Annotated in this window: 28 protein-coding genes, 1 tRNA gene and 6 pseudogenes; 14 read left to right on the forward strand and 21 right to left on the reverse strand. The window is 57.2% G+C overall.

The window, feature by feature from the left end; genetic code table 11:
- Positions 1-9: 9 nt before the first annotated feature.
- The 6 genes and pseudogenes from HXX25_RS06460 to HXX25_RS13605 form a co-directional block, all read right to left on the reverse strand.
- A complete protein-coding gene (locus HXX25_RS06460; protein WP_233346936.1) occupies positions 10-1,119 on the reverse strand; it encodes a DUF819 family protein in 1,110 nt (369 codons plus the stop codon).
- Between the two features lie 45 nt (positions 1,120-1,164).
- Positions 1,165-1,509: a hypothetical protein gene (locus tag HXX25_RS06465; RefSeq protein ID WP_187167649.1), complete on the reverse strand. Its 345-nt coding sequence runs from the start codon at positions 1,507-1,509 to the stop codon at positions 1,165-1,167.
- A gap of 157 nt (positions 1,510-1,666) precedes the next feature.
- A complete protein-coding gene (locus HXX25_RS06470; RefSeq protein WP_233346937.1) occupies positions 1,667-2,005 on the reverse strand; it encodes a Rid family hydrolase in 339 nt (112 codons plus the stop codon).
- A 105-nt stretch (positions 2,006-2,110) separates the two neighbouring features.
- The gene (locus tag HXX25_RS13595) at positions 2,111-2,353 is read right to left on the reverse strand and encodes a hypothetical protein (protein ID WP_233347013.1); all 243 of its coding nucleotides are present in this window, start codon (positions 2,351-2,353) and stop codon (positions 2,111-2,113) included.
- Positions 2,354-2,526: 173 nt separating this feature from the next.
- Positions 2,527-2,661, reverse strand: a pseudogene (locus HXX25_RS13600) (peptidase dimerization domain-containing protein); the annotation flags it as partial.
- Entirely contained in the window at positions 2,601-3,239 is a 639-nt protein-coding gene (locus tag HXX25_RS13605) for a M20/M25/M40 family metallo-hydrolase (protein WP_233346938.1), read from the reverse strand. The pseudogene HXX25_RS13600 and the gene HXX25_RS13605, both read right to left, overlap by 61 nt.
- A gap of 428 nt (positions 3,240-3,667) precedes the next feature.
- Here HXX25_RS13605 and HXX25_RS06480 point away from each other — a divergent pair, with 428 nt between their 5' ends.
- From HXX25_RS06480 to HXX25_RS06490, 3 genes are all read left to right on the forward strand, one after another.
- Positions 3,668-4,573 carry an ABC transporter ATP-binding protein gene (locus HXX25_RS06480; protein WP_187167650.1) on the forward strand — a complete coding sequence of 302 codons (906 nt, stop codon included), beginning with the start codon at positions 3,668-3,670 and terminating at the stop codon, positions 4,571-4,573.
- A gap of 10 nt (positions 4,574-4,583) precedes the next feature.
- On the forward strand, positions 4,584-5,291 hold the full coding sequence (locus HXX25_RS06485; RefSeq protein ID WP_187167651.1) for a hypothetical protein: 708 nt from the start codon (positions 4,584-4,586) through the stop codon (positions 5,289-5,291).
- Positions 5,292-5,892: 601 nt separating this feature from the next.
- The gene (locus HXX25_RS06490) at positions 5,893-6,156 is read left to right on the forward strand and encodes a GlsB/YeaQ/YmgE family stress response membrane protein (protein WP_187167652.1); all 264 of its coding nucleotides are present in this window, start codon (positions 5,893-5,895) and stop codon (positions 6,154-6,156) included.
- Here the strand turns inward: HXX25_RS06490 and metG are convergent.
- Positions 6,153-7,866: pseudogene (metG, locus tag HXX25_RS14295) on the reverse strand (methionine--tRNA ligase). The gene HXX25_RS06490 and the pseudogene metG overlap by 4 nt on opposite strands.
- Before the next feature lie 116 nt (positions 7,867-7,982).
- On the opposite strand from metG, the gene HXX25_RS14010 reads away from it, so the two are divergent.
- The 8 genes and pseudogenes from HXX25_RS14010 (at position 7,983) to HXX25_RS06530 (ending at position 14,189) form a co-directional block, all read left to right on the forward strand.
- Entirely contained in the window at positions 7,983-8,198 is a 216-nt protein-coding gene (locus HXX25_RS14010) for a DUF1761 domain-containing protein (RefSeq protein ID WP_187167653.1), read from the forward strand.
- Positions 8,195-8,458, forward strand: a complete 264-nt coding sequence (locus HXX25_RS14015; protein WP_255466995.1) for a DUF1761 domain-containing protein — start codon at positions 8,195-8,197, stop codon at positions 8,456-8,458. The genes HXX25_RS14010 and HXX25_RS14015 overlap by 4 nt, the downstream gene beginning before the upstream one ends.
- Positions 8,449-8,522 (forward strand) — tRNA-Thr (locus HXX25_RS06510). The genes HXX25_RS14015 and HXX25_RS06510 overlap by 10 nt, the downstream gene beginning before the upstream one ends.
- A gap of 3,099 nt (positions 8,523-11,621) precedes the next feature.
- Positions 11,622-11,891 (forward strand): hypothetical protein, encoded by a 270-nt coding sequence (locus tag HXX25_RS14300; protein WP_370543759.1) that lies wholly within the window; start codon positions 11,622-11,624, stop codon positions 11,889-11,891.
- 40 nt (positions 11,892-11,931) lie between these two features.
- Positions 11,932-12,219: pseudogene (locus HXX25_RS14305) on the forward strand (hypothetical protein); the annotation flags it as partial.
- Positions 12,110-12,559, forward strand: coding sequence for an Ig-like domain-containing protein (locus tag HXX25_RS06520; RefSeq protein WP_233346939.1), 450 nt, complete (start codon positions 12,110-12,112; stop codon positions 12,557-12,559). The pseudogene HXX25_RS14305 and the gene HXX25_RS06520, both read left to right, overlap by 110 nt.
- Positions 12,560-12,970: 411 nt before the next feature.
- Positions 12,971-13,486, forward strand: coding sequence for a hypothetical protein (locus HXX25_RS06525; RefSeq protein ID WP_187167656.1), 516 nt, complete (start codon positions 12,971-12,973; stop codon positions 13,484-13,486).
- Between the two features lie 286 nt (positions 13,487-13,772).
- Positions 13,773-14,189 (forward strand): hypothetical protein, encoded by a 417-nt coding sequence (locus tag HXX25_RS06530; RefSeq protein ID WP_187167657.1) that lies wholly within the window; start codon positions 13,773-13,775, stop codon positions 14,187-14,189.
- Between the two features lie 1,187 nt (positions 14,190-15,376).
- Here HXX25_RS06530 and HXX25_RS06535 read toward each other — a convergent pair.
- The 3 genes from HXX25_RS06535 to HXX25_RS06545 all read right to left on the reverse strand — a co-directional run bounded on the left by HXX25_RS06535 (position 15,377) and on the right by HXX25_RS06545 (position 18,372).
- A complete protein-coding gene (locus HXX25_RS06535) occupies positions 15,377-15,757 on the reverse strand; it encodes a hypothetical protein (RefSeq protein WP_187167658.1) in 381 nt (126 codons plus the stop codon).
- A gap of 1,042 nt (positions 15,758-16,799) precedes the next feature.
- Positions 16,800-17,198, reverse strand: a complete 399-nt coding sequence (locus HXX25_RS14310) for a hypothetical protein (RefSeq protein WP_187167659.1) — start codon at positions 17,196-17,198, stop codon at positions 16,800-16,802.
- Positions 17,092-18,372 (reverse strand): S8 family serine peptidase, encoded by a 1,281-nt coding sequence (locus HXX25_RS06545; RefSeq protein WP_233346940.1) that lies wholly within the window; start codon positions 18,370-18,372, stop codon positions 17,092-17,094. Before HXX25_RS06545 ends, HXX25_RS14310 begins: the two co-directional genes overlap by 107 nt.
- A gap of 129 nt (positions 18,373-18,501) precedes the next feature.
- Between HXX25_RS06545 and HXX25_RS13615 the strand changes: the two genes are divergently transcribed.
- Positions 18,502-18,861 carry a recombinase family protein gene (locus HXX25_RS13615; protein WP_233346941.1) on the forward strand — a complete coding sequence of 120 codons (360 nt, stop codon included), beginning with the start codon at positions 18,502-18,504 and terminating at the stop codon, positions 18,859-18,861.
- A gap of 19 nt (positions 18,862-18,880) precedes the next feature.
- Complete coding sequence (locus HXX25_RS13620; RefSeq protein WP_233346942.1) at positions 18,881-19,096, forward strand: helix-turn-helix domain-containing protein; 216 nt, start codon at positions 18,881-18,883, stop codon at positions 19,094-19,096.
- 357 nt (positions 19,097-19,453) lie between these two features.
- On the opposite strand, the pseudogene HXX25_RS06555 reads toward HXX25_RS13620, so the two are convergent.
- A pseudogene (locus tag HXX25_RS06555) lies at positions 19,454-20,800 on the reverse strand (IS3 family transposase).
- A gap of 88 nt (positions 20,801-20,888) precedes the next feature.
- Between HXX25_RS06555 and HXX25_RS06560 the strand changes: the two are divergent.
- Positions 20,889-21,083, forward strand: a complete 195-nt coding sequence (locus HXX25_RS06560; protein WP_187167661.1) for an MFS transporter — start codon at positions 20,889-20,891, stop codon at positions 21,081-21,083.
- A 231-nt stretch (positions 21,084-21,314) separates the two neighbouring features.
- Here the strand turns inward: HXX25_RS06560 and HXX25_RS06565 are convergent, their stop codons facing one another.
- The 10 genes and pseudogenes from HXX25_RS06565 to HXX25_RS13645 form a co-directional block, all read right to left on the reverse strand.
- Positions 21,315-21,485, reverse strand: a complete 171-nt coding sequence (locus tag HXX25_RS06565) for a hypothetical protein (RefSeq protein ID WP_187167662.1) — start codon at positions 21,483-21,485, stop codon at positions 21,315-21,317.
- Entirely contained in the window at positions 21,482-21,817 is a 336-nt protein-coding gene (locus HXX25_RS06570) for an alpha/beta hydrolase (protein ID WP_187167663.1), read from the reverse strand. The genes HXX25_RS06565 and HXX25_RS06570 overlap by 4 nt, the downstream gene beginning before the upstream one ends.
- Before the next feature lie 610 nt (positions 21,818-22,427).
- Positions 22,428-22,775, reverse strand: a complete 348-nt coding sequence (locus HXX25_RS13625; RefSeq protein WP_233346943.1) for a putative glycoside hydrolase — start codon at positions 22,773-22,775, stop codon at positions 22,428-22,430.
- Positions 22,776-23,047: 272 nt separating this feature from the next.
- Positions 23,048-23,377: pseudogene (locus tag HXX25_RS13630) on the reverse strand (glycoside hydrolase family 3 C-terminal domain-containing protein); the annotation flags it as partial.
- A 190-nt stretch (positions 23,378-23,567) separates the two neighbouring features.
- On the reverse strand, positions 23,568-23,981 hold the full coding sequence (locus HXX25_RS14020) for a glycoside hydrolase family 3 N-terminal domain-containing protein (RefSeq protein ID WP_255466983.1): 414 nt from the start codon (positions 23,979-23,981) through the stop codon (positions 23,568-23,570).
- A 23-nt stretch (positions 23,982-24,004) separates the two neighbouring features.
- Positions 24,005-24,717, reverse strand: a pseudogene (locus HXX25_RS14315) (glycoside hydrolase family 3 protein).
- Between the two features lie 37 nt (positions 24,718-24,754).
- Positions 24,755-24,997, reverse strand: coding sequence for a hypothetical protein (locus HXX25_RS06580; RefSeq protein ID WP_187167664.1), 243 nt, complete (start codon positions 24,995-24,997; stop codon positions 24,755-24,757).
- Positions 24,998-25,046: 49 nt separating this feature from the next.
- Positions 25,047-25,772 carry a glycoside hydrolase family 9 protein gene (locus HXX25_RS06585; protein ID WP_187167770.1) on the reverse strand — a complete coding sequence of 242 codons (726 nt, stop codon included), beginning with the start codon at positions 25,770-25,772 and terminating at the stop codon, positions 25,047-25,049.
- Positions 25,741-26,028: a glycoside hydrolase family 9 protein gene (locus HXX25_RS14320; protein ID WP_187167665.1), complete on the reverse strand. Its 288-nt coding sequence runs from the start codon at positions 26,026-26,028 to the stop codon at positions 25,741-25,743. Before HXX25_RS14320 ends, HXX25_RS06585 begins: the two co-directional genes overlap by 32 nt.
- Entirely contained in the window at positions 25,953-26,258 is a 306-nt protein-coding gene (locus HXX25_RS13645; protein ID WP_233346944.1) for a hypothetical protein, read from the reverse strand. Before HXX25_RS13645 ends, HXX25_RS14320 begins: the two co-directional genes overlap by 76 nt.
- Between the last annotated feature and the right edge of the window lie 24 nt (positions 26,259-26,282).

The raw sequence follows: 26,282 nt of genomic DNA on the forward strand, positions 1-26,282 counted from the left end.
AGTCTGTTGCTAGCCGGGCCAGAACTGATAGACCGCCGTGGCGATCAGAGTGCCCAGCGCATAGCCGAACACGCCGACCAGAACGCCCGGCGTCACCAGATCCTTCCAGCCTTTCGCCGCGGCCAGCGCCGGGGCCGTCGTTGCGCCCAGAATGGCGGCATTGGAGGCGGTGATCAGCTCCGGCACGGACAGGCGCAAGAGCGATCCCAGCCCGAACAATACGATCAGATGCACGCCCAGCAGGATCAGCACCAGCACCATCAGGAGCGGCGCTTGCTGGATCAGGGACGGAATGTCGGCCCCCGCCGCAATCGCGGCAAAGAAGACAAAGGCGAGGCCAATGCCCAGCTCATACCCGCCGTGGAGTCTGGCCATGGTCTTGGGCATCAGCGTCGCCGGAATCAGCGTCAGCACGGTGATGATGGCATAGCGCCAGTTTCCCGCCTGCCGCGCCGCATCTTCAACGCCCAGATTGCCGAACAGCCCGCCGAGCAGGCCGGTGAGCATGTCGCCCAGCGCCACAATGGTCAGCGCAAAGGCAATGGTGATGGTCAGGGTGGCCGCCGTCGCCTTGCCGTCTTCTTCGGCCTCGACCTCGCCCTTTGTGTGGTCCCGGGCCGGAAATTTCGTCGCCAGCCATTTCCAGCCCGGCAGGATGGCCAGCAGGGCGAGAAAGAGCCCGGAGGCCAGATTATCAACCGCGGTCGCCGCCGAAACAAAGGCGCCATCGGCACGCAATCCGGTAATATCCAGCAGCGCGGCATAATTCACCGAGCCGCCAATATAGGTGGCGGTGAACACGCCGGCGATCCCCGCCTCGTCCGCCCCGAAATCCAGCACCGAGACCGCGGCAATCGCGCCCAGCACCGTGCCCAGCGCCGCCACGCCAAAGGCCAGCGTCATGCGCCCGGTTTCAAAGAAGATTTTCTTCAGATCCGCCTTCATCAAAAAGAGCGGGATCAGCACCGGCACAAAATAGGAAAAGACAAAGGAATAGGCGGGCGCGCTTTGCGGGATGATCCGCAGATTGGCCGCAAAATCGCCAGGAAGATCGCGACCACGGCCCCGGTCAGACCGCGCCGATGCGGGTCTTCTCGGCCAGAAAGCCGATGGCGGCAATCACGAACAGTCCCGCCATGACGGCGAAATGATTGTCGGCGGGAATCAGCGTGTCCATGAAATCGGCCCCTTATGTGTCGGACGGCAGTAAAGCAGGCTGCGCGAAAGCGCAAATCGCAAGCGCCTCACATCTGCGCGATCACTCCCGGCGTTCAAACCGGCTGACCCCGTCAAACCGGCCCAGACCTCCAGCTCCGGTCTCCGGTCGGGATCGGACCAGCGCACCAGCGACCATTGCGTTTCGATGACATCGCCCTCGATGGTCCCGGTCCAGCTGGTGATGGAGTGGCAGGTTTCCGCCTCTGCGCGCCAGACCACATTGAAGGTGATCAGCGGATCAAAGACCCGGCCCTCCACGGCGTATTCAATGCCCTGACAGGCATAACCCACCGCGCCATTGATATAGCGGCCGGTAAACCGCCCTCGCCGTCAATGGCGTCGATTTGGAGCATCGAACCGCTCTGGTTTTCCCAGACCGATGGCGCGGGCAGATCATCCGCAAGCACCGGTGCAGCGATCAGGGCGAGAAGGACTGCCAGCACGCGCATTACGCATCGGCCGCCAGATAGGCATCGGCTTCCACCTCGACGAGAAAGTCCGGTCCCGCCAGAGCCGAGATGCCATAGAGCGCCGAGGCAGGCGGACAATCACCGAACACCGCCGAATGCGCGCGGGCAAAGGCCGCCTGCGCCTCCGCGCTCATATCGGTGACGAAGACGCGGGTGCGGCGCACATGGCGCATATCCGCGCCGAGTTTCTTCAAGGCCGCCTCGATGATCTCCAGACAACGCCGCGTCTGGGCTTCCATATCGCCGGGAGCAAAGGGCTGGCCATCTTCTCCCACCGCCACAGTGCCGGAAACCCAGATATGCGGGCCCTCCTTCACGGCGCGGCGATAGCCGACGCGGTCCTCCCCACCGCGCCGCTGGAGACGCGTTCCACCATGCCTATTCGGCGCCGCTGGCCGACAGGTAATCCAGCGCAATCGCGGTCAGGCCTCGGTCGCCATGGTGATGGAGGTTTCCGCATCCGGCGCAAACAGGGCCGAGTGATTGCCGGGCGCCGACTGGCCACGCGACTGATACTCGATCAGCGTGTCCTGCGGAGTGCCGCCCACCCAGAACATGAAGATCGGAATGTCTTCCTCGGTGCGGCCATAGCGGGAGAAATCCTCGCCGCCCATGACGGGATCGAGCTGGCGCACGGCGAGGCTGCCAAAGCGCTCCTGCAGCACGGCCACGCCGGAGGCGTCAGGTCCGGATCATTATAGGTGGCCGGCGTATAGGGCTCTTCCACCTCGACAATCGGCAGACGGTCTTCGGGAATACCGGCAGAAATCGCCTGCCCGCGGGCAATGCGCTCAATGCCCGACAGCAACAATTCGCGATTGGCATCGGAATAGGAGCGCACCGTGATCTGCAGATGCACCTCGTCCGGGATGATGTTGTGCTTGGTGCCGCCATTGATCGCGCCCACCGTCACTACGCCGGATTCCAGCGGATTGACCTCGCGGCTGACGAGTGTCTGCAGCGCGGTGATGATCTGCGCCGACAACAGCACCGGATCGCGTCCGACATGCGGGTAGAGCCATGCGCGCCAATGCCGCGCACCGTGATGTCGACCGAATCGACATTCGCCATGGCAAAGCCCGGCACATAGCCGATCATGCCCGCCGGAATGGCACCGAATGTGTGAAACGACACCACCGCATCGGGCAGAGGGAAGCGCTCATACAGGCCATCATCCAGCATCATCTGCGCGCCCAGGCCCAGCTCCTCGGCCGGCTGGCCGATCAGCACCAGCGTACCCGACCAGTCCGCGCGGCGTTCCGCCAGCTGGCGCGCCGCGCCGACGAGAGCCGTCATGTGCGTATCATGCGCGCAGGCATGCATGACATGGCTTTCCTGCCCGCGCCGGTCCGTGCCCAGAACGGTAGAGGCATAGTCCAGCCCGGTATTTTCCTCGATCGGCAGGCCATCCATGTCGGCGCGCAGCATCAGGGTCGGCCCCTCGCCATTCTCCATCACCGCCACAATGCCCGTGCCGCCAACATTCTCCGTCACCTCGAAGCCCAGCGCCCGGATCTCGGACGCCAGACGCGCCGCGGTTTCCACCTCCATCAGGAGAGTTCCGGATTGGCGTGAAAGTGCTGGTAAAGGCTTTCCAGGTTGGCCGAATAATCCGACTGGATGGCGGTACGCAGATCGTCCTGCGCAAAACGCCGGCGGACAGCGCAATGGCAGCCGCAGAAGCAAGTAACAGACGCATGGTGTTCCCCTGGAATCTCTGCCGCGCATAGGACGTCGCACAGCGATTGCGGTCAAGGGTGTACGCTTGTTCGAGACGCTGTTGACGAGCCATCGCGCAACAGACGCCCCAACTCGCCATAACTGTAATCACACCCATCCGATCTGTTCCCCGCCCATCCCCGGCTCTTTTGTATCATTGTATTAAAACAATAAATCGCCAAACCCTGGACCGCCATCCCAAGCAATGGGACCAACATGCCCCTTGCGGAATATAGGCGAGTCCGGCTTAAACTCATGCCATGCATGAGGCGATCATCGAAACCGAGGGACTCATCCGCCATTATGGCGATCTGGCCGCCGTGGAGGATTTGAGTCTGCGGGTCGAGCGCGGTCAGATTTTCGGCTTTCTGGGGCCGAATGGTGCGGGCAAGACCACCACGATCCGCATGCTGCTGGGCCTGATCCGCCGCGATGCCGGACGTATCCGGATTGCCGGGCATGACCTCGCTTCAAACCGCCGCGCAGCGCTCGCCCGCGTCGGCTCCATCGTCGAAACCCCGGCGCTCTATCTCAACCTGACCGGCCGGCAGAATCTCGCCGTGACCTGTCATACGCGCGGCATCGGCAAAACCGATATCGACCGCGTGCTCGACATTGTCGATCTGGCAAAGGATGCGGGCCGCAAGGCGGGAGTATTCCTCGGCATGCGCCAGAGGCTGGGCATTGCCCGCGCCCTTCTGGGCGAGCCGGAGCTTCTGGTCCTCGACGAACCGACCAACGGGCTGGACCCGGCGGGCATACGCGAAATTCGGCAATTGATCGCCGACGCTCCGGCGCGCTTTGGCACGACGATCCTGGTCTCCAGCCACATGCTCGGCGAGGTGGAACAGATGGCCAGCCATGTCGGCGTGATGAATCAGGGCCGCCTGTTGTTTCAGGGCACGCTGCCCGATCTCATCCGCACCGCCCCGCACAGACTGGAAATCCGGCTCGATAACTCGGCCAGAGCCCGAACCGCACTCGCCGATAACTGGCCGGACGCCGAGATTTCCGGGGCCGGTCTGGTCCTGCCCGGCGTGAACGAGGCAGAGGCCGCCGCCATCAACCGGCAACTGGTCGAGGCCGGGTTTGCCGTGACCGGACTGGCCATCCGCCCGCCCGCGCTGGAAGACATTTTCCTCTCCCTGACAGGAGAAAACGCATGATCGGCGTGCTTTGGCGGATCTGATCAAACTGCGCGGCTCGCTGGTTTTGATGGTGATGGCTGTCCCGCCGGTGATGATGGCCGTGCTCGGCGTGCTGGTAATCATTTCCGGCAATGCCGCCGGCGACTGGCCGCGCACAGCGATATCCGGCACGGCGATCTGGGCCTATTTCCTCTTGCCGATGACGGCGACGGGCCTGACCGCCCTCCTCGCCCAGCTGGAACATTCCACCGGCGTCTGGTCGCACATTCTCGCCACCGGCACGCCGCGCTGGCAGATCTTTCTGTCCAAGGGGCTGATCGCCTTTGCCCTGATGGGCGCGACCAGCCTGCTGGTGGGCCTGGCGATTTTCACGTCGGGCCATGTCGGCGGCCTCGTCATGCCGGCCGAAGCGCTGGAGGCATTCCACCCTATGGCCAGATCGTTTCCATCCTTGCGAAAATGTGGGTGGCGAGCCTGCTCGTCACGGCGTTTCAGCTCGCCATCGCCTTGCGCTTTTCCAGCTTCGCCCTGCCGGTCTCGGTGGGCATTGGCGGCACCTTCGTGGCGGTCGCCGCCACCTCCTCGCAATGGGGCTGGTCTTTCCTGGCTGATGCCGGTGAATGTACTGGCCAGCGAACCGGACCGCGCCGAGACGGCCATTGCCATCGGCGGCATGGGCGGCCTTGTTGCCCTTACCGCCATGATCCTCTGGCTCAGCCGCCGGGACTGGGATTAGCGGTGCGCGAAGCGGCGCGGTCCCGTCCTCACCCTGCGGCCTCTCTCTACCGATTTTCTGCCCCGGCACTCGCCCCCACACTCTTCCGCTCCTGCTCTCCGGCTTTCCCGCCTAAGTGCATCACTGTGCTAAAACGCTAATTCGCTTCAGCAGCCCTGGTCAGGCGAGCCTTCTACGCGCGCGGACGAATGCGGACCAGGATGCCGGGGCCCTTCACTTTGGCGCGCGGCGGATAAGGCCGCCTTATCCGCGCCATCCCGTCCCCGCTTACGCTTACCGCCAGCCCCGAAGCGGCTCTGCGTCGAGCGGCGCGAGCCTATCCCCGCAAAACAGTGGGAGACTGTAGGAGAGAATTGGAGAAACCGGAGATGAACTGGAGACGGGTCGGAGACCACCGGAGGTATGCCGTTGACCGGCAACGCCTTCCCCGGCAAGGATTTGTGCCCGAACAGACCGGATTTGCCGCAAAATCGTAGTAGGAGACGAAAACGCCTATCCCCGCAAAATTATCCACGCCCTGTCCGCGGATTGATCTCTGCGCAGCAACAGCAGAAACCGGGTAAGCTTGCCATGAGATCCGAAAATCACGAGGGCATTGGTCATGGGATCCGAAATCATCTTCCTGATTGTCTTTTTGCCGATTGGCTTGGCCGCTGGATACCTCGCCGGGCCGATAACGAAGGGCAAACGCCCGTTCGAGCTCATTGGCGACCTGACCTTGGGCATGATTGGCGGTTTTATGGGCGTTTGGTTGCCTGCAGCTTTCGGCGTCATTATTTCAGGCGGGTTCATTGGCGCGTCTGTGACCGCCCTGATCGGCGCGGTGACGATCCTCATTATCGCGCGGCTGATCAAGCGGGCCTAGCGGCCATCACCGCCGAAACGCGCGGTCCATTCGGCAACGGTATCGTCGTCAATCTTGGCAAACAACACATCCGGCGGCGTCACGGCGAGGCCGTGCGGCAGGACATCCAGCAGGTCCGCCGCCGGTTCATTCGGCCAGCTGCGATTGGCCTCCGGCACACCAAGGCAATCAAGAATGATCTTCGCCGAATTGGGAATGATCGGCTGGGCGGCAATGCCCATCAAGGCCGCCAGATTCAGCGCCGTGCGCACACCAACAGCGGCTTTTTCCGGGTCGGTCTTGAAATGCGTCCACGGTTCGGCGCGGGTCAGGTATTCATTGCCCGCCGCCCACAGGGCGCGGGTTTCCGCTGCGGCCGGACGGAACCGCATCGCGTCATAATTGTCGGCAATCGCGGCCAGGCGCTCATCGACTTCGCGCGCCAGCCAGGCTTCATGCTCCCGGTTTCGCCACCCGCCGGCACCGCCCCGTCAAAGCGCGACGCCGTGAAGCGCAAAATCCGGTTGATGAAATTGCCGAGCACATCGGCGAGATCCTTGTTCACCGATCCCTGGAAATGCTCCCAGGTAAATTGCGTGTCCGAGCCTTCCGGCGCGTTCGCCGTCAGATACCAGCGCCAGTAATCGGCCGGTAACAGCTCCAGCGCCGTATCCATGAAAACGCCGCGCTTTTCCGAGGTCGAGAATTTGCCGCCATACCAGTTGAGCCAGTTGAACGCCTTCAGCCGGTCGACCGTCTTCCACGGCTCTTCCGAACCGAGGATCGTCGCCGGGAAAGAGACTGTGTGGAAAGCCACATTGTCCTTGCCCATGAACTGGACATAGGTGACATCGTCCGCGCCCTTGTCGGTGCGCCACCAGCTTTCCCAGTCGCCGCCATTGGCCTGCGCCCATTCCTCGGTCGCGCCGATATAGCCAATGGGGGCATCAAACCAGACGTAGAAAACCTTGTTTTCAAACCCTCGCGCACCACTCCGTCGCGCGCCACCGGCACACCCCAGGCAAGGTCGCGCGTGATCGAACGATCGCGCAAGCCCTCTTCCAGCCACTTGTTCGCGATCGACACCGCCAGAGACGGCCATTTGTCCGCTGCGTTATCGACCCAGGCGCGCAGCTTCGGCTCCATCTTCGTCTGCAGCAGATAAAGGTGCCGGGTTTCCCGGACCTCGATATTCTTGGATCCGGAAATCTTCGAATACGGTTCCTTCAGATCGGTGGGCTCCAGAAGGCGCCCGCAATTATCGCACTGGTCGCCGCGGGCCCGCTCGAAATCGCAATGCGGGCAAATGCCCTCCACATACCGGTCCGGCAGAAAGCGCGCATCATCAACTGAATAGACCTGGCTGTCCGTGCGCTCATCGATCAGACCCTTGTCTTCCAGAACGCCCGCAAAATGCTGGGTCAGGCGATAGCTCGGCTCATGAGACGTCCGCCCGAAATGATCATAGCTGAGCGCAAACCCTTCGCCCGCCGCGCGCTGGATATCGTGTTCCCGGTCGCAATAGGCGCGCACATCCATGCCCTCTGCCGCCGCCGCCAGTTCCGCCGGCGTGCCATGCTCATCGGTGGCACAGATATACAAAACGTCATGGCCGCGAAGGCGTTGAAAACGCGCATAGACATCCGCCGGCAACATGGAACCGGCCAGATTGCCCAGATGCTTCACCCCGTTGATATAGGGTAGCGCGCTTGTGATCAGATACCGGGCCATTTTTGCTTCGCCTCAATTACAGTTTGTGTTTAGGGTTTCCGCGTGCCGCGCGCCCCTGATCGGGGCGGGCCTGATTCCAGCGCGAGACATACGCGCGAAAGACTGGGGAAAAGAGCATGGACGTTTACGGAATCAATATCATCGCAGTTTTACTGGCAACGCTCGGCTTCATGGTCGTGGGCTTCCTCTGGTACGGGCCGCTCCTCGGCAAGCGCTGGATGGCGCTCAATGGCTTCACGCCCGAGGCAATGGGCAGCGTCAACATGCCCTTGATGATGGCTAAGGGCTCACCAATTCGCTCATTGCCGCGATCGGCATTTCGCTGGTCCTGAACTGGAAAGGTGCAGAAGGTCTGCTGGCTTCGATGAAGACCGCCTTCTTCGTATGGCTGTTCTTCTCGGCCACAACAGCACTGTTGGCTCACATCTACGAAAAGCAGAAGCTCGAACTGGCGCTGATCCATTTCGGAAACCAACTGACGGCCTATCTGCTGGCCGGCGCGATTATCAGCTTTTCTGAACCAAATCAGCGATGCCTGCTTGCAGGCAGGCATCGCTTCGCTATAGCATCGCCCAACAGCGGGCCGGCTTAGCTCGCTGGTAGAGCACCTGATTTGTAATCAGGGGTCGGGAGTTCGAGTCCCTCAGCCGGCACCATTATTTGGGCCTAAGCCCTAAATTGTGAAACAATTATCGAGATACCCTTTGGTCGAAACCAACGATCCGACCAACAAATGAATTCGTAACAGGCAGGAGCCCTGCTGAAATGTGCTCCTTGAATTCTCCGGCTATTTAGCGATTCAAATTGATTCACCGGTACATTTTGATCCGATCCTACACGCGTCGAATATCAACTGCGACAGCAAGTCTTAAGCAGGAAGCTTCTGCTCTACCATTTGCGATAACCCTGAATACAAGCCGTATTGCACGCTATTGTGGGTAATCGGGCATTTGTGAAACGGAATGAACCGGAATAATTCGGTCTAAAACGGATGAAACGTGATCAAGAGTCCGGAATAGTCCGGAGCCCTGTGGTCTTTTCATCCCCAGTTTCACCAGTACACCGTCGCGGGATCGCTTCTGGCCCCACTATCGTTATCGACAGCTGTTTCAAACGGACCAGCGCCCACGCCTGACTGCGCCCTTGGCTCCCTCGTTTATTGAGAGCCAACCCGTTCCACGGCCGTCGACAACGCAATCCGCAGCTTCAACTCAATCACGCCGAATATCCACCGCGATTGGACAATGGTCTGACGGATGACGATCCGGTTCCTCTGCGAATGTGGTCTCGTTAAAGCTGCCCACCACATAGGCATCGTATGCCTCATCGTTGAACACGAAGAAGTCGATGAACTAGCGATATCGTGGATTACAGCGTGGGCCAGTCCAGCGCCGGCAATGTAAGCGGTGATGGATTGCCATCATTCAGATCATCCAAAATTCATCACCGGGCATTTCCAGACGACGATTGAAATCCTGCCATGATCACTGGATGACCCTCGGCAGATTGTTCATCGATCCACGCTTCCAATACGCCCAGCTGTTCAAACAGAGTGGGACAAGCATCCCGGTCTTGCCCGGTAAAACAACCTGATTTCAGATGAAGGCTGATGAGCTCAATTGGGTGTCACCTTCAAGGGTAACACGCACCCGGGCGAAGCCCTCCATACCCTTCCACATCCAAAGTGTTCAGGTCGGGTAGCCGTCGATGCTCGATACCATTGCGAACAACAATGGCGGTCCTTTGCATTCCAAGACGTTGATCAGGATTGTGGTAGCAGGCGGGCCAATTGGTATCCGGTACCGCTCGCTCATCGACGTGAATTGCCCATCCATCATCGAACACACGTGCAACTGCCGCCTCGTTCTCGACCTCTTAGAAGCCAGATATCGGCATCCACTTGATCGATGTAGGTCGCATCACCGCATAATCGCCGTCGGTTCGTGCTCGACACCCTTCGCCATTGTCATCGGCCAAGTGTTCAACATTCCATGCCGCCAGACGAACTGTGTCGTTGGGTGATGATGAGGGTGGAACAGGTTGATCCGCAAAGGGCCAACGCAGCCTGAAACCAGAACACCCAGCAGGGCGACAAAACTAGCGCTGCTTTGCGGGGCATTATTGGTTCCCTCTCAATTTGATTGTGGGCCAAGCCGGGCGGATCAGTGACATTATCGTTCTTGAATCGTGCCGCTCATTCCCACTCACGATCCTGCATCATCGACACCGCCGCCATATACACATCCGATGCCGCCGTCATTACGTTGGAAATCCTAGTTCCGGATATTATCGGGTCTGTTTGCAGACACTCGTCATCAGGTCTGCTAACGTCTGATAGCATCGGCTCGGATTTCCGAACACCTGCTGTTGCACGGTCATCGTCTTATAGCGCCGGAATGATCGGGAACACGGTATGGTGATAATCGCATCTGTTTTGCTCAAACCCTGCTCGCAGTTTTCGCGGGATTGATCTCACCAGCACGGCATTTAGCCAAGGTAATTCAGCGCCTGATGCGGTGGATGATTTTATTAGCGAAAATCCGGATGTCTTCACGGCTCTAGCCAGTGATTTTCTTGTAAACACAACAATCATTAGCACTCAAACGAACCCAGTATCGCTGCGCTTGATGACGGCGGGTTCGTCATTGCTTGGACCGACGACAGCGATACCGCCGACGATACGTCGGGGTCGATTCGTGCACAGCGTTACAATGCCGATGGTGTTTCCGTCTGGGGCTGAATTCATCGTTAACACCACCACAAATGACTATCAACGCGACCCCAGCGTCGCTGGGCTTCGCGGTGGTGGGCTTCGTCATAGCTTGGAGTGACTACAGTCAGTCTGGCGGGGACACATCAGCTATGCAGTCCGTGCTCAGCGATACGATGCGATTGGTAATTCAGTTGGCGTGGAATTCCTTGTCAACACTACCATAGCGCGGTCAACGAAACCGAGCGTTGCTGCTCTAGATGGTGGCGGTTTCGTTATTGCAGGAAGACAACAGCCAAACCGGCGGCGATACATCTTTTCGGGTATCCGTGTGCCCAAATGTATGCCGCAAATGGGGTAACGGTTGGATCAGAGTTTCTCGTCAACACCACAACAGATAGTATTCAAAGACACCCCCAGCGTCGGCGCTCTGTCCGGCGGCGGTTTCGTTATCGTTTGGCAAGATAATAGTAAGATCGGCGGTGACCTATTCGGCTATGGTATTCGCGCCCAGATGTTTGACGCGTCGGGAACGGCGGTTGGATCAGAGTTTCGTCAACACCACAACCGTCAGCGATCAATATCAAGCATTACAGCACTAGCAGATGGCGGTTTTGTGATCGCATGGGCTGATAATAGTGAATCGGCGGAGACTTCTCTAGTTGGGATGTTCGCGTCCAACTTTACGATGCGGCCGGCACGCCTGCGGGGCCGGAATTTATCGGTAATATGACGACAACCAGCACCCAACTACAGCACGGAATAGCCGCATTACCTACCAGCGGTTTCGTTATCGTTTGGGAAGATTTCAGCCAGATTGGCGGAGATACATCTGAATTTGGGATTCGATCATTACGTTACGATGCGTCTGGTCAGGCAATCGGGCGGAACTCGTTGCCAATACCACAACAGCCAACAATCAACGAAACCCCAGCGTTGCTGCATTGAATGGCGGCGGTTTTGCGATTGTATGGGAGGACAACAGCCAAATTGGTGGCGACCCATCCAGTAGCGGCATCCGCGCTAGATTATACTCTACTCAATCATAGCGGATTCTTCTACTCTTCTTGGTGTTCTCGCAAATGACAGCGATCCAAATGGGGATGAACTGACGATCACTCATGTCGAGTCTATTGCCATCGTTCAGAGTGGGGTTGTTGGGTTGTCGTCAGGTGCAAATGTGGCAATGGACGGCGGCAGATTGGAATACGATCAAGGTCCGCGCCGTTCGCCATTGCGCTGCCGAATGGAGCCACAGCTGATGACACTTTTGCCTACGATCAGTGACGGCTCGTTGTCGATTCAGCAAACGTAACGGTAACCGTGACGGGCGTGAATAACTCCCCACTGCTAATGCCGACACAATTGCCATGGGTGAAGATTCGGAAGCATTGGATGTGACAGCAACTCTTCTCGCTGGCGACGGTGACCCAGACACCGGCGAAAACGTTTTGCTGACGATTTCCGGCATCGAAACAACCGGTACTCTGGGACAGGTCATATTCAACGTTGGCAACGTCACCTACAGCCCGAATGGCGCGTTCGAGTCTTCCGCTGGGGCAAAATGGCAACGACATGTTCAGCTATACGATTGCCGATCCCGGCGGGCTGACCTCAACGGCGACGGTCACGGTGACGATTAACGGAGCCAATGATGCACCTTCGGCGGCAGCTGATGCGCTGATCTTTGCCGAAGAAGAAGGCGCACGCGATGTGACAGCGAACCTTCTTGCCAATGATACCGATGTGGATTCGGGTGAGACGGCGCAACTGGCCATAACGGGTGTGGACACAACGCTGTCATTGGGACGCATCACGCTGACAAACGGCATCGTGACCTATGATCCAAACGGCGCATTCAATGCTCTTTCAGAAGGCCAATCGGTCACCGATCGCTTCAATTACACCATCAGCGATCCGCACGGGCGACAGCAACCGCTACCGCTGAGGTCACGATCAATGGCTTTAACGGCTATGCTCTGACTGTTATTAGAACTGGGCTCGGCGCGGGGGCGATCACCAGCGCCCGGTCGGACTAAATTGCGGTGGCGGCGGAGCTTGCGAGGCCTTGTTCACCCAGAACAATCTGGTTTCGCTATCACGTTTCGTTGCCCCAATCCCGCTTTGTTGGGTGGGGTGGTGATTGTGAGAGTGCCGGGACCGGAGCATGCATCGTCAACATGACCGGGGATCGTGCAGTAAGCGGCCGCTTTGAACTGAAAACCCGCCCGCAGGACGCATCGTCGCCGCCACATCCCGGTGCCCGTTCCGGCTATGTCGGCGGCGGACATAACTGTCTTCATGACGGTTCTGAGCCGACAGTCTACGCCCGCGCAATCTTGCCGGATTACGGCTCCCATGATCCACCATTCACCATCTCCTATCGTCAGGTGAATGCGCAAAACCAAGTCATTGGTGATGCCAACCCACTCTTCGATCTTGGCAATGGTGGCGCCATTAACTTCGTGGTGGCACTCACCGACACGTGTGACAGATCAATCTGGCTACACCTTCTTGCAAATCCAGTGCGAGAATGCAAACCTGTCGCCAATTGAAGGTGTGAATTCGGTTCTGGTGTCGATTGGTTCTGCGCCTGTGCCGGATATTCTTTCCATTGGTGCAACGCCGTCAGCCGATGGCGTGGTTCGTATTCCCGAAACTGGTAACCGGATCAGCTTCCTGTCTGCCGCAGCGGTCAACATTGGTGCTGGTGATGGATCAGCGGGCGCTGGTGAAGCCACGGTGACAGCCAGCGTTGATACAGGGGCGGCTTCTTTGCCGCTGACATTGAGGTCTGTGAAACAGCCAGCACTGGCGGCTGCATCACCCCAAGAGGCGTCGACAACGTCACTACCGTCTTTAATCCAATGTCGCGAAGTATTTTGCCGTCTTCGTTCGGGCCAATGGTGAGTCCACGATTCCATTCGATCCCGCGAATGCCCGTGTCTTCCTGAGATTTGCGGATGCCAATGGCACGATCCGGTCTGCCACGAGTGCTGCAGTTTCAGCTCCGCTCCGGCAGGCGATCAACCCGCACTTCAATCTGCAATGCCGGTAGGACGTTGGAGTGTGTTGGTTCGGCAAGGTGACGGAGAATGGCCAAGCTTGTGCGGGCATCCCTCTTCGTTCTGGAAGATGGGACAGCCATTCTTGATGACGGAACAGATGTCACACAATTGAACTCGAAGGCTTTTTTGTGGATGACGATATTGGTCGTTTTGAATCGGAGGTTTCAAGCGGGCTTTGGACAGAGGCTGGCAGCATACAGGCAGGTCCCATGCTTAGTGATTACCCCGGCGATCTTTGGGGTGTCAGGGATGACAGAAGCGATTTCGCACCCGGTTGGGACGCTCTGGCAGGTCAGTATGGCGACGGCATCCATATCGCGTCTGACGGATCAATCAACGGGACATTTGGTGGCTGTATTGTTTCAGGCCAGCCTATCACCGGAACCGATGGTGCATCAGGATTGCGGGTAGCAACTGTGACCCTGATGAGTTGCGATGCTTCTGGCGAATATCACGCTGTGATGGATATTCCCGCGAATGATCAAGAGCCGACTTTGCTCATATCCGGAACGGGCGGTGGATGGCGGATCGGTCGCGTTCAATAGGCCAAGCCCTTGTGACGCTTCACCGGCACCCCATATCCCGGCTTCACTGAAATTGGATCAGAACTTTTGACGCCTGTGCTTCACAGGGTCATGCGTTCAGTGACGCCAGAAATCCGTGAAATTTGAATTTCGCGTATATGGCGATCGCATTCCCATAACGGGTGAATGAGCTGGCATTTTTCCATAAAGGCAGAGCCTGCCCTTTATCATGGGGAGATAGCCATGTTTGAATTACCACTTGTTGCCGTCTTAATGGGCACTGTCTTGGTGTGCATCGCTCTGTATTCAATCATTCTCAAAAACCGAGGCTAATTCGCGGATCACGTTCGGCAAGATGAAACTCTGCGATTTCGGCGAGGATATGAGGATCGTCAGATGCCACGGAACGCGCATGGGTGCCGTGCTCTATCGTATTCGTTACCATTACAAATCCAGTTACTCGACCCGCGCCTCCGCAAGCCGAAGTGTAACGGCTAAATGCTGATCGAATGCCTTAGCGACATTCTCGTCAGTGAAACTGAATTTCATGGAATACACGCTTCTCCCCAAGAAGACGAAAAGTAGCAGGCGATCTGGGTCGCCCTGCTACCATGGGCGGTACTACGAACCAAAGGACTCCCGTTAGTTGAATAATCTCACAATACTTTTGCGAGCATATCAACCTCGTTCACGTAAAGAGGAATTTTTGGCGCAATAGAAGCCAGAGAACGGTGAATAGCGTCGCCACAACAGATCAATGCCAGTGTTGCAAATTGCATGTGTCAGCCCTAATTGGATCGAAGACGCAGAATATACAAGCCTTATCAGCTAACGTATTGGTCCTTCAAATACCTGCACAAGGATGATGGAACAGACCTTTTGATGCCTGTGCTTCATTGGGTCACGGGTCCAAGGTAACCGTATTCTCATTGGGAAGTCACAGCGACACCTGTTGCCCGCGCACGGCCGACAGGTCTCGAACGTCAAAAATTCCAAGTGAACTCGATTATGCGCCGGAGCCAATCGTATGTCAGCATCATTGAATCGAACGAAAACGGTGTAGGTTCGGACGTCGCCATTGAGAAAATCAGATACGATATGCGCTGACCGCGAAGTTAGACATTGGCCGGTCGCCGGATTCGTCTCACAAACTTCCAAAGTCACAATATCATTAGATGTCGTAATCGAGGGTGACACTCGGACTTGGCTCAAACTACAATATTGATTGCTGCGACCGAGAACGCACCAACCCCATTCGGAGACCGCCTGACTATCCCGTCGCCGGTCGTTGTCAGAGCTATTGAAATAATATCTGAAACCGGTTCGTCTTCTACAGAAAGTGCCAAGCTGGAAACGCTGGACGATCTTCCATCATACCAATATCGATCGCACGTAAAGATAGGCCCTACGACGATATCGCTAACTTCGGGCAATGAAGTGGCAAAAACAAAGCTTTGGGCGGCACCTGATGCGATATCAACCGGTTCGTTTTCTTTCTCCGACCGAGACGTTCGTCGCAGGATTAGTCTGCCAGAACGAAAAAGTGCCTTGAAAGTTGGAAGGCGGCAAAAGGCGGCAATTTCGAGCATCGGAATTTGATCCGGGATTTATGATCGTCGCAAATGCCGTAGCCTGTTCGCCGAGATAGATTGACCGCGTGCTTGGCAAACCGCAGCTCTGAGACTTGTTATTGGGAGTGATTGTCGGCGCCAAGCAAGGTCTGTCTCAAACTCCTCGGATGATCCCGTCGAATAATAGGTCGCGATGTAATAGGTCGTTCCGCCTCAGCATGAATGCTCCCACCAAAATATGGTTCGTCGAGGACACCATAATCCATGATCATGTTTTCTTGGGTCGGCGTCGTCGACGTAAACCCATAGACCGGTGCATCCATGTTTACGGAATAAAAATGTAAGATTCTGTTTGCGGTGCCGTCCAACGATACCAAACGGGACTATGGGCGGAATTGAAGAAATCTTCTTCAACTTCGCTTCGCGTAGCTCCCCAAGGGCTCACTCGAACTATTCCGGACTCGCCAACCAGTTCAATCGCATTTGATATCTCGTCATTCGCAGGTGGCGATGATGGCATGAAGCGAAAGCGAAATTGTCCGCTGCCACCTGATGACGACTGCGGGTTCATAATTGCAATGCGAAAAGGCGTTTCTGCCGTCGCCTGAAATACTACCGGGTCGCCATAGGTCGAACCTCGTTCTCGACGCTACTACCAATCAATGTGAGGCCATCAATGGCATTTCCGGAGTAAACCGCGACAACCACCCCACTCTCACCGAGCGCCTCAATAGAAAGCGTGCCAGTGACATCGGGCTGATACACCCACCAAAGCGAGCGACCAGCTCCTTGCATTCCATGTTCGGGTTCGCCGAGCTCGAAGGTCGCCAAGCTGTTGCGAAAGAAAGAATGCCGGCTCGACCATGGAACGGTATTGGATGGTTGAAGTCATCATTTGCCGGTGCTGGATCAGTAAACCGGCCGACAACGGAGATCGGTATTTCCAATCCACCACCGCTATGGCCGACCCATATTGCACCACGATAGACGCCGGGCGACAAACCCCTATCTAATATCCTTGGGTCGAGTTGAACTGTTTGTCCCGGTTCAAGAGCCGCCTCTATACTTGGTGCATCCAAGATATTTGTTGAAATTGCCTCCCGGCGGACTGTTGTTGAAAAACCAGCCACGGAACCGAAGAGCGGACCCGCCATTCGATTGGATCAGAGCCAATATTCTCGATTGAAATTGGGGCATCTAACGACGCATTCGAGAACAATCGCTGCTCGAATGTGATGGGTTGAAGCGTACTCACACGAAGATCGCCAATTCGACCGCCGCTCGTTGGTTCGAGATTGGTCGCTGCCAGATCACCACGTACCATTGGTGGAAGGCTGCTGTGGAATGCGCCATCACCCGTAACAATGCCAGCCAATGTGGACTCGATCTGATCTACACTGGCGGATGGAAACGCTGCTCTCAATACTGCCAACACCCCACTGACGTGAGGCGCAGCCATGGAAGTCCACTGCTTGTCGCAGTTTGCGTCTCGGTGTTGGTTGCAGACTGCGGGAAAGCAGCCGTGATGCTGACGCCCGGTGCCGATAAATCAACCAGATGGCTTTGATTGGCAAAGAAGCATCGGTCGTTACCGCGATTGCTTCGGAAATGCAGGCTGGCGCTGAGACCGCGTCGGAAAATCCATCATTTCCAGCAGAAACCACGACAAAAACACCGGCGTCTCGCAACATCTCAATGATATGGGCGCGAGGGTCCGACGGACATTCGCTTTCAAAACGGCCGGACCCAAGGCTCATATTGATCACAGAAAGCGAAAACGCTTCGCGGTTTTCGAATAGCCATTCCAAAGCAGCGATCTGATCGCTTTGGTAGCTCAACACACACGGGCGGGCTGAACCACAGTTATCGCTCGCATTAAATCGAGAGAACACCTGCACAGGGATAACGCCTGCGTCGGCGGCGACTCCAACGAGCATGACCTCATCGTCGGAAGGGTCAGGTATCTCAGCGCCGGCTGCTATCGAAGCGACGTGAGTGCCGTGGGCACACCCTCTTGCACCATTTGCCGACACCGAAAGCGGGGAAGAACAATTTCTGCCCGCATCAGATGATGCCGTGTCCTCGTCCAAATTATTCGGGCAAAGTGTCTCCGAAACACCTTCATCTTCCGTCGAGAAACAGGCAGACGAAACGATCCGTCCCGCCAACATAGGGTGATCGACATCAATGCCAGTATCTAGGATCGCAATTGATGTTCCTTGCCCTCTCATTCCAAGCGCGTGCAATCGATCTGCGCCGATAGATGGAATGCTTTGATCAAGCATTGGCTGATCTAACCCATCTGGAAATACAGAAATCACACCAATATCTTGGCGCAACTGGCTGGCTTCTGTCGCGCTCAATTCAATTACTATAGCTGGCGTGTAATCGAACTCGCGGACTAGCCGTGGCTGATCGTCTGCTGGGGTTTCATTTTCCGAAATTTGACTTTCAAATTGGATCACCCTCTCCCAGACACGTTGGCTCGTTTGTCGAACGATTTCTCGTCGATCCTCGACGGCTAGGTCATCGAGGCTGCTTGGCACTGAAAATTGCACGATCATGCGGGTTCGCTGTTCCTCATGGGATTGAGCAGAAACCGTCGCAAAAGCCCCATGGAAATTCGCAATCATAAAGGGCCACAAAAATTCTTATCATCAGTTTCCCTTCTCACACGCAAAGATAGGTTGCCTAGCCGTCTATGCCCTTCAATCCGCCAATCGCAGGAACTAGTTTGCCGAACGATATGCCACGTTGAAATCGTGGTTGAAATTCCCATTTGTCAACAACCACAGCGATGGAGACAAGCCATAATCATTGGATACGCACGTACCTCAACAGCTGACCAACAAGCAGGCCTCGAAGCCCAGATTGAAGAGCTGACCAAAGCCGGCGCCGACCGAATCTTTCAGGAACAAGTGTCCAGCGTCACCCAACGTGATGAACTAGATGCGGCCCTCGATTATCTTCGTGACGATGATGTGCTGATGGTGACCAAGCTTGATCGTCTGGCACGGTCCGTTGCCGACCTCTTGGCCATTCTAGGTCGGATCAAAGAACGGAACGCTTCTCTCCGCATTTTGGCAATGAACCTCGATACGAATCCGCCACCGGGAAACTGATGATCTCCATCCTGGATCAGTGGCAGAATTCGAACGCGAGATCATGCTGGAACGTCAGCGTGAAGGTATTGCCAAGGCCAAATCTGCTGGGAAATACAGGCCGGGCCCCACTGCCCGTCAGAAGGCTGATCAAGTTATGGAGCTGATCGGTCAGGGATTGAAGCAGGCAGGTGTTGCGGCCGAGTTGGGAATTTCGCGGTCAAGCGTTCAGCGGATTGTTCGCCAATCGAATTAGTGACGCGCCTTGAAAGGGTTGGGTCCCAGATAGAACGCGGGCGCCAGATGGCATGGGTTGCGCGCCAGTCAATCAGTAGAAGCTAAAGCCTGAGCCTAGTGAAAATCATGGCATTCGAGCCTCCTTGGCGTTTATACTCCACCACTTGCGCGGGTTAAACCGGAATGAAAAGACGTTGTGAATTGGTGGTTTCCGACGAATTCGTCAGTAAAGCCTCGATTTGTCGGGAAACACGGTATTGAAACCGGCCGCCTGATGCTTTCACCCGTCTGCGAAGCTGATTGTCCGTCGTCAGAACATTTGGCACAGATGGCATCGTAGATTAGTGGAGCATCGGCCTCGTCTGGTTGGTTGATATTAGGCGGCGTGCTTTTGGTGTTGCAAGCGCCGATGTTCGAAGGTCTCTCGCTTGATCCTTTCACGTTGTTTGATGATGGCAGGAGCCCTGCCGAAGTAGGCGTCTGCAGGCGTCACATTGTTCAGGCTCTCGTGATGGCGCTGATGATTGTAGTGTTCGACGAACGCTTCGATCTGGGCTTCGAGGTCGCCGGGCAGGAAGTAGTTCTCCAGCAGTATCCGGTTCTTCAAGGTCTGGTGCCAGCGCTCGATCTTGCCTTGCGTCTGCGGATGGAACGGTGCGCCGCGAATATGGCTCATGCGCCGGGCCTCGATATAGTCTGCCAGCTCCCCAGCGATGTAGCTGGGGCCATTGTCGCTGAGCAGCCTGGGTTTGTGCATCACCGTAGCCTGGTCGCAGCCTGAGACTTCCAGCGCCATATCCAGCGTGTCGGTGACGTCCTCGGCCTTCATGGTCGAACACAGCTTCCAGGCGATGATGTAGCGCGAGTAATCGTCGAGCACGGTCGACAGATACATCCAGCCCCATCCGATGATCTTGAAGTAGGTAAAGTCCGTCTGCCACATCTCGTTCACCCGGGTCGTCTGGGTATGGAAGCTATCGGCAGCCTTGATCACCACATAGGCCGGGCTGGTGATCAGATCATGGGCCTTCAGCAAGCGATAGACCGTCGCCTCAGACACGAAGTAACGCGTCTCATCAGTGAACCGCACGGCCAGTTCGCGCGGGCTCAGCTCGGACTGTTCCAGCGCCAGTTCGATAATCTGGTCATGCACCTCGGCGGGGATGCGGTTCCAGACCCGGCTCGGGGCAGATGGCCGGTCCGCCAACGCTTCAGGACCTCCCTCTAGATACCGGTCATACCAGCGATAAAATGTCCGGCGCGCAACGCCGAGCCGGTCAAGGGTTTGTTTTGCAGGCAAGTGCGCTTGCTCGACGGTCCTGATGATCTCCAGCTTCTCGGATGCGGGATACCTCATGCGTCGTCTCCCCATCCGCGATCATGCTTTTGAGCAGACGGTTCTCCAGCGTCAGATCGGCCACGCATTCCTTCAGATCGCGCGACTCGCGTCGTAACTCTTTGACCTCGTCACTGGTTGCTGCCCGCACGGTGTCACCGGCAAGCCGACGTTTGCCAGCCTCCATGAACTCCTTCGACCATGTATAATACAGGCTCTGCGCAATGCCTTCCTTGCGGCACAGCTCGGCAATGCTGTCGTCCCCGCGCAGGCCTTCCAGAACGATCCTGATCTTGTCTTCTGCGGAGAAGTGCCGCCGCGTCGCCCGGCGGATGTCCTTACCACCCTCTCGGCGGTCGCCTTGGGCTTTGTAGATTTGGGTCTCATCTTCATTCCTTCGTCATTACGACGAGAGCCAAATCCTCCTTAAATCACAACCCCAATTCTGTGCCATAGGTGCTGACGGGAAACAGCAGTGACTTTCGTGAATGCCGGTGTGAGCGCGGCGGTTCAGGTCTTCTTCCCCGTTCAACTGGCCGAGCTTGGAGCCGGTCTCACATTTTATACCTACGCCGCATTCGGCCTGTTCTTTGTTGTTCTCGTGGCGCGCTTTGTGCCTGAGACGAAAGGCCTGACACTCGAAGCGCTTGAAGAGTCCGCCAGTCGGTAAAGTGGGTGAGCGGGAAGTCTTGGGGCCCGAGTGCCAAAGTGTTTTTGAACCTGTCGATCCAGGGGTTCGGAAAAGAGGCCGTGCAAACGAAGCTTGTCGGCGAATTCAGGGTTTTGCGCCAGCTTGAGGGACGTCATGGCTTCCCGAACGCCATCATCGGGCGACGCATAATGCCGGACGTGCACAATCCGCGCATCTGGAATAGCCAGTGCTGACTCCACAACTCGAAATTCAATCCTGTTCGGATTGTTCCGCAAGGTCGCGATGGCCGAGCCAGGCTGTAAAGTGAGCCAGCCAGTCATCCGCATGTGTTCCGCGGCGGTAGCTGGCGAAACCGTGGCCGCCATTTTCATAGTAATGGAACTGAACGGGCGCACCTGTGCTTTGCCAGTCCTCGATCAACGCAAAGCCCTGCCCGGCATATAACGGATCGTCGGCGGCGAGAGCCGAAACAAGGGCGGTGGAGAGGCCGGCAAAACGCCTGTGCCCATAGGCCCGTAGATATAACCAAGAAAGGCTGGCGGGATATCCTGCACGTCGCGGGCCAGACCCAGAGCCGTAACGGCGCCCGCTGAAAAACCGAGAACCCCCACGCGTCTAGGGTTGATGTCAAAGGCCTGCGCCTGATCCTGGATCAGCTGCCATGCATCTATTGCATCGGCCACTGCCAGCGCCTCACCCACAGATCGATCGATCTCTCCGTAGGGCGGCTCGCCGGCGAAAACTTGCCGCATGTGATCGGAGAATTCGGACTCGGATTCCGGCGTTGGCATTGTCCTGTATTTCAGGACGAAGACCGTATACCCCAACGCCACGAGCGGCTCGGCAATTCGATAACCTTCATTATCGATCGAAACAAACTGGAAGCCGCCCCCGGTATCAGCAAAATACCGGCACCGTTTGCGACGTCCGGCTCGGGCAGAACCGGCAGCAAGGTTGGCTGATTGACATTGCGGACCCAGCGCTCTCCTTCGAAAGCCGACCACAATTCGCGGGAGACCTCCTCGTCAGCCCCGGATCGAGGCGGATAAGGTTCTGGTCAATCTGGGCAGGTACACGGCGGGTCATCGGGGCCTCGGCGGCCTCAGACTGCGCCAAAGCCGTCGTAACCCCGAACGGGCTGGCCGGCAGGAATAAACAGAGTGCGGCGACAAGCCCTCTCGATAAAAACGGCCTCCGCGGGGTTTTCGGAATATTGACGGGCGTCGCCATGCGCCGATTCCTTTCCGTAAAATCTGGATCTGCACGCTGCTCCAGTGCTTCTGCTCGCGAGCCAGGGACAGCTGTCGAAGACTGGGCGGCACAAATTGATCAGGAAATCCTTATACCGTTTGGAGATCACACCTATTCCGTTCCACAGGTCCGGATCGCGTCGACATCCGATCCCAATCCGATTTCGCTGAGACCGATTTCGCCTGCCACATCAACCGTGCGCAACATGAAAGGGCGATTGATGGTTGTCATATCGACACCTGCATCACCGAAACAACTCAGCCCGATGCGGAATTCCGACCAATTACCTTGCCGGATACGAATGGGCATCCAGGCTTCACACGCTTCAGCGCCATCACATCCCAGACCGATCTCGACATTATGGGGTTCCGCATTGAAGGCGCGGGCGCGGAAAACCAACTCCATCGCGCCATTGCTTTCGCGCGAAAGGTCGATCGGATTTCCCGTGATTTGCACCACATCGCCAGCAGATCTCCAGACCAGATGAAGGCTGTCTTCCTGTGCGACACGATCAGTTTGGCCCAGCTCCGACCATCACCCGATGCCGGTAGCACCTCTACCTGCCAGGGCGGCACAGCCCGCCCCTGCACATAATACTGGCCGGTCGCCGATTGTGCATTTTCATCGAGGCCGGAATCTTCCGGCAATTGGTCGAGGTTTCCGTCGTCTGCATAGGAAAGGCCAAAACCGAAAGCGAACAGCGGATCATAGTCCGCATCGCCTGTATTCAGCGGGCCCTGATTGGCCAATCTCGGCCACGAAAAGGACAGGCGACCGGTGAACTCGTAGCTGGGGTCGGTCTGGAACAGCATGTCCGCAATACCCCCGCCTTCCGTTCCGGGCAACCAGGCTGCCACGAACGCATCGGACGCATTGATTTCCGGATTCGTCCACATCGGGCGGCCGGACAGGAAAACACTGACGACGGGAATGCCCGCTTCACCGAAAGCGGCGAGACGGTTCGTGTCGAAATTCGTCGGAACAAAGTCCAGATGATCGCGATCACCCTGGAATTCCGCATACGGATTTTCGCCATAGACCGCAATCACGACATCCGCCATCTCGCCGGATGTGCCTTCCGGATCGTAAATGACTTCGCCGCCGGCGACAGAGACGGCTTCACGAATCCGTCAAGAATGGTCTGACTGGCCGGGAATTCCTCATTGCCGAATCCACCGCCCTGCCAGGATAGCGTCCATCCGCCGGCGGCCTGAGCAATATCATCAGCGCCCGGGCCGACAACCAGAACTCTTATTCCCGGATCGAGTGGCAATAACTGATCAGTATTTTCAGGAGCACCAGGGATTGCCGAACTGCGCGGCGGGCAACATCGCGATGTTCCGGTGCAGCAAGAACGGATATGTCATTGGCCAACGGGCGCTGACTCGGCGCCACCTGTTCAAACAGTCCTGCTGTCACCTTAACCCGGAGAATGCGGCGTACAGCGTCATTCAGTCTGTCCTCGGAAATACGGCCCGACCGGACATGTTCCAGTGTCGAGTGATAGAGTTCTCGCCAACTGTCCGGCGCCATGTACATGTCGACACCGGCCATGAAGGCTTCGGGACAGTCGGTAGAGGTGCAGCCGTCTATCAATCCATGGCCATTCCAGTCACCCACCACGAAACCATTAAATCCCATCCGGTCTTTCAGGACGTCGGTCAACAGGCTCTCATTGCCATGCATACTCACACCGTTCCAGAAGAGAATGATGCCATCACGGTCTGAACACCCGCAGGAACGGCCGTCATGTAACCCGCAGCATGTACATCCCTCAGCTCTTCTTCGGAGATGGATGCATTGCCCTGGTCACGCCCATCGTCAGTTCCGCCATCCGCGAGAAAATGTTTGGCGCTTGCAATCACACGGCCCGTGGACATGAAGCTTTCTGTCCCGGGGCGGCCCTGAAGCCCGTAGACGATCCGGTCAGCATAGCTGGACACGAGGTCCGGTGATTCCGAAAACCCTTCATATGTCCGGCCCCAACGGTCATTGCGCGGAACCGCAAGCGTCGGCGCAAAGTCCAGTCATGGCCGGAAACTGACAGCTCCCGGGCTGTGATCTCGTAGATGTCCTCGATAAGGTCGGGATCATTGGCAGCGCCCAGACCGATATTATGCGGGAAGACAACAGCGCCGCGCAGATTAGCATGGCCATGGACAGCATCGATTCCCCAAATGATGGGAATAGCGATCTCGACCCCTTCCGGGTCAATGGACGCATTGAAATAGGAGTCGGCGGCCTCCAGCCATGTTTCGGCATCGGCATAGGGCAGCGGCCCCGGTGCGGAATTTCCTCCGCTCAGAACTGACCCCAGACGGTATTCGCGAACCTCATCCGCCGTAATTGCACCGCTGTCGGCCTGAATGATCTGGCCCACCTTCTGTTCCAACGTCATCATCGCCAGAATTTCGTCGACGCGTGCTTCCACGTCCGGGTCAGAGAGAGCGGCTCAGTCTTGGCCATTCATCAGGGTTTGCAATGGCCGAAAGATTTTCCTCCGCGGCGGCGATCATTGCGCCAGGCGTTTCATTGTCGGACGTGTTCGCACCGGCAACCGCCGCATCACCAAGGGATTCGTCTCCCTGTCTTTCCGGGCTGCACGCTGTCACTGTCACCATCACCCCCAGCGTCAGAGCAAGAATGGATGTGCGCGAACGCGGGTGGAAATTGGCCAACATGATCGTCTCCCCATTGATCTTGTTTCATGTCTTTTCGTTCTGTTCCGGATCAATCCGGTTCAGGGCGAACGGGCTGTATGGCGGTTGAATGCAGATATACGAGCATCCAGACGAATGGCGCATTCCAGTTGATCGCGACTTCATTGAGCGCATAGGCATCGACATGGTCAACCCAACATCTCTGCGCGGCGCACTGCCCCTGTATTTCCCGGGCGACGGAGTCCGCCATATTGCGATTATTGGCGCCACCAGAAAGGGCGCCGGGCGGAGCGACCGGGTATTCCTCGTCTGCTCCGGCGGCCCAGAACCGGTGATGGGCATTTTGCATGGCTCGTTCGCCATGACCGGCCACGTATGACTGATCCAGCGCATTGCGACCGGTAAGATAATCCAGAATATCAATCATGGCATTGCGATAGTCATGGCGCCCGGTGAGGTCATGGGCGGCCCCGAGGACGATTGCCCGATTGGCAAAATTGCCGTTGGAGCCCCAGGAATAGATGTCCGGCGTCGTTGGCAGGCGATATCCATTCGTCTGCCGCATAGCGAGATAGCTATCGGCAAGGGTCACGAGGACCTGCCGGGCCCTGTCCGCCAGCCCATCACTTTCCAGCGCCATCGGCACCGACAAGCCAAGCGCAGGCAAGGTCCCGACACCACCCCAATATAAGTTCAGGGTCGGATTTTCGGCCAGCGATTCTATCCATCGTTCCGCTTCATCGCGGTAGGCTTCCTCCCCGTCGTCAGATAAAGTTCTGTCGCGGCCCAGGCAAATTCGTCAGAAACATCTGGATCGCCGTACGGGCCGCCGCCGTCAAAATTATTGTGGGCATAGAGGTCGGAAATCGCAGAGCTGCCTCATAGGCTCGTACAGCCGCACTGCGACAAACCTCGGAAAAAGCCTGATCGAGGTGCCTCCAGAGCCGGGCGCATTGCGCGGCAACGGCGGCCAGATTCAAGGTGCCGGCTGTTGAAGGAGGAAACAGATAGCGATCGGCTTCAGCGTCTTCCGGCAATTGCGGTAATGGCAACCATGCCCGCTCGTGTGTCTTGTGGTGAACCAGCCCGCCAGCGTCCTCAATCTCAAAACCGCAAGCGGTACACCGGACTCCGGCGCCTCGCCCTGATGCGCAACAGCCCAGACACGCGCGCCATCCGGGATCTGCATGGCCAGCATGAATTCAAGGTGGATACGGGCTTCATCAAGCAGGTCGCTGACGCCGTTTCCGCTTTCCGGATCGTCGTGGGACCTTCTTGCCACCCGGCAGTTTCCAGTTCGCCACGA

This window comes from Hyphobacterium sp. CCMP332 (assembly GCF_014323565.1).
Classification (GTDB): Bacteria; Pseudomonadota; Alphaproteobacteria; order Caulobacterales; family Maricaulaceae; genus Hyphobacterium.

What these genes read in the sequence shown, in the direction of transcription:
- HXX25_RS06535 (WP_187167658.1), bottom strand. Translation starts at nt 15,757, where the DNA reads ATGCTCGAAATTGCCGCCTTTTGCCGCCTTCCAACTTTCAAGGCACTT.
- HXX25_RS13605 (WP_233346938.1), bottom strand. Translation starts at nt 3,239, where the DNA reads ATGGAGGTGGAAACCGCGGCGCGTCTGGCGTCCGAGATCCGGGCGCTG.
- HXX25_RS06520 (WP_233346939.1), top strand. Translation starts at nt 12,110, where the DNA reads ATGGCGCGTTCGAGTCTTCCGCTGGGGCAAAATGGCAACGACATGTTC.
- HXX25_RS14010 (WP_187167653.1), top strand. Translation starts at nt 7,983, where the DNA reads ATGGACGTTTACGGAATCAATATCATCGCAGTTTTACTGGCAACGCTC.
- HXX25_RS06545 (WP_233346940.1), bottom strand. Translation starts at nt 18,372, where the DNA reads ATGATTGCGAATTTCCATGGGGCTTTTGCGACGGTTTCTGCTCAATCC.
- HXX25_RS06525 (WP_187167656.1), top strand. Translation starts at nt 12,971, where the DNA reads ATGCGCAAAACCAAGTCATTGGTGATGCCAACCCACTCTTCGATCTTG.
- HXX25_RS06490 (WP_187167652.1), top strand. Translation starts at nt 5,893, where the DNA reads ATGGGATCCGAAATCATCTTCCTGATTGTCTTTTTGCCGATTGGCTTG.
- HXX25_RS06580 (WP_187167664.1), bottom strand. Translation starts at nt 24,997, where the DNA reads ATGTTGGCCAATTTCCACCCGCGTTCGCGCACATCCATTCTTGCTCTG.
- HXX25_RS06480 (WP_187167650.1), top strand. Translation starts at nt 3,668, where the DNA reads ATGCATGAGGCGATCATCGAAACCGAGGGACTCATCCGCCATTATGGC.
- HXX25_RS06570 (WP_187167663.1), bottom strand. Translation starts at nt 21,817, where the DNA reads ATGCGGCAAGTTTTCGCCGGCGAGCCGCCCTACGGAGAGATCGATCGA.
- HXX25_RS14310 (WP_187167659.1), bottom strand. Translation starts at nt 17,198, where the DNA reads ATGGCTGCGCCTCACGTCAGTGGGGTGTTGGCAGTATTGAGAGCAGCG.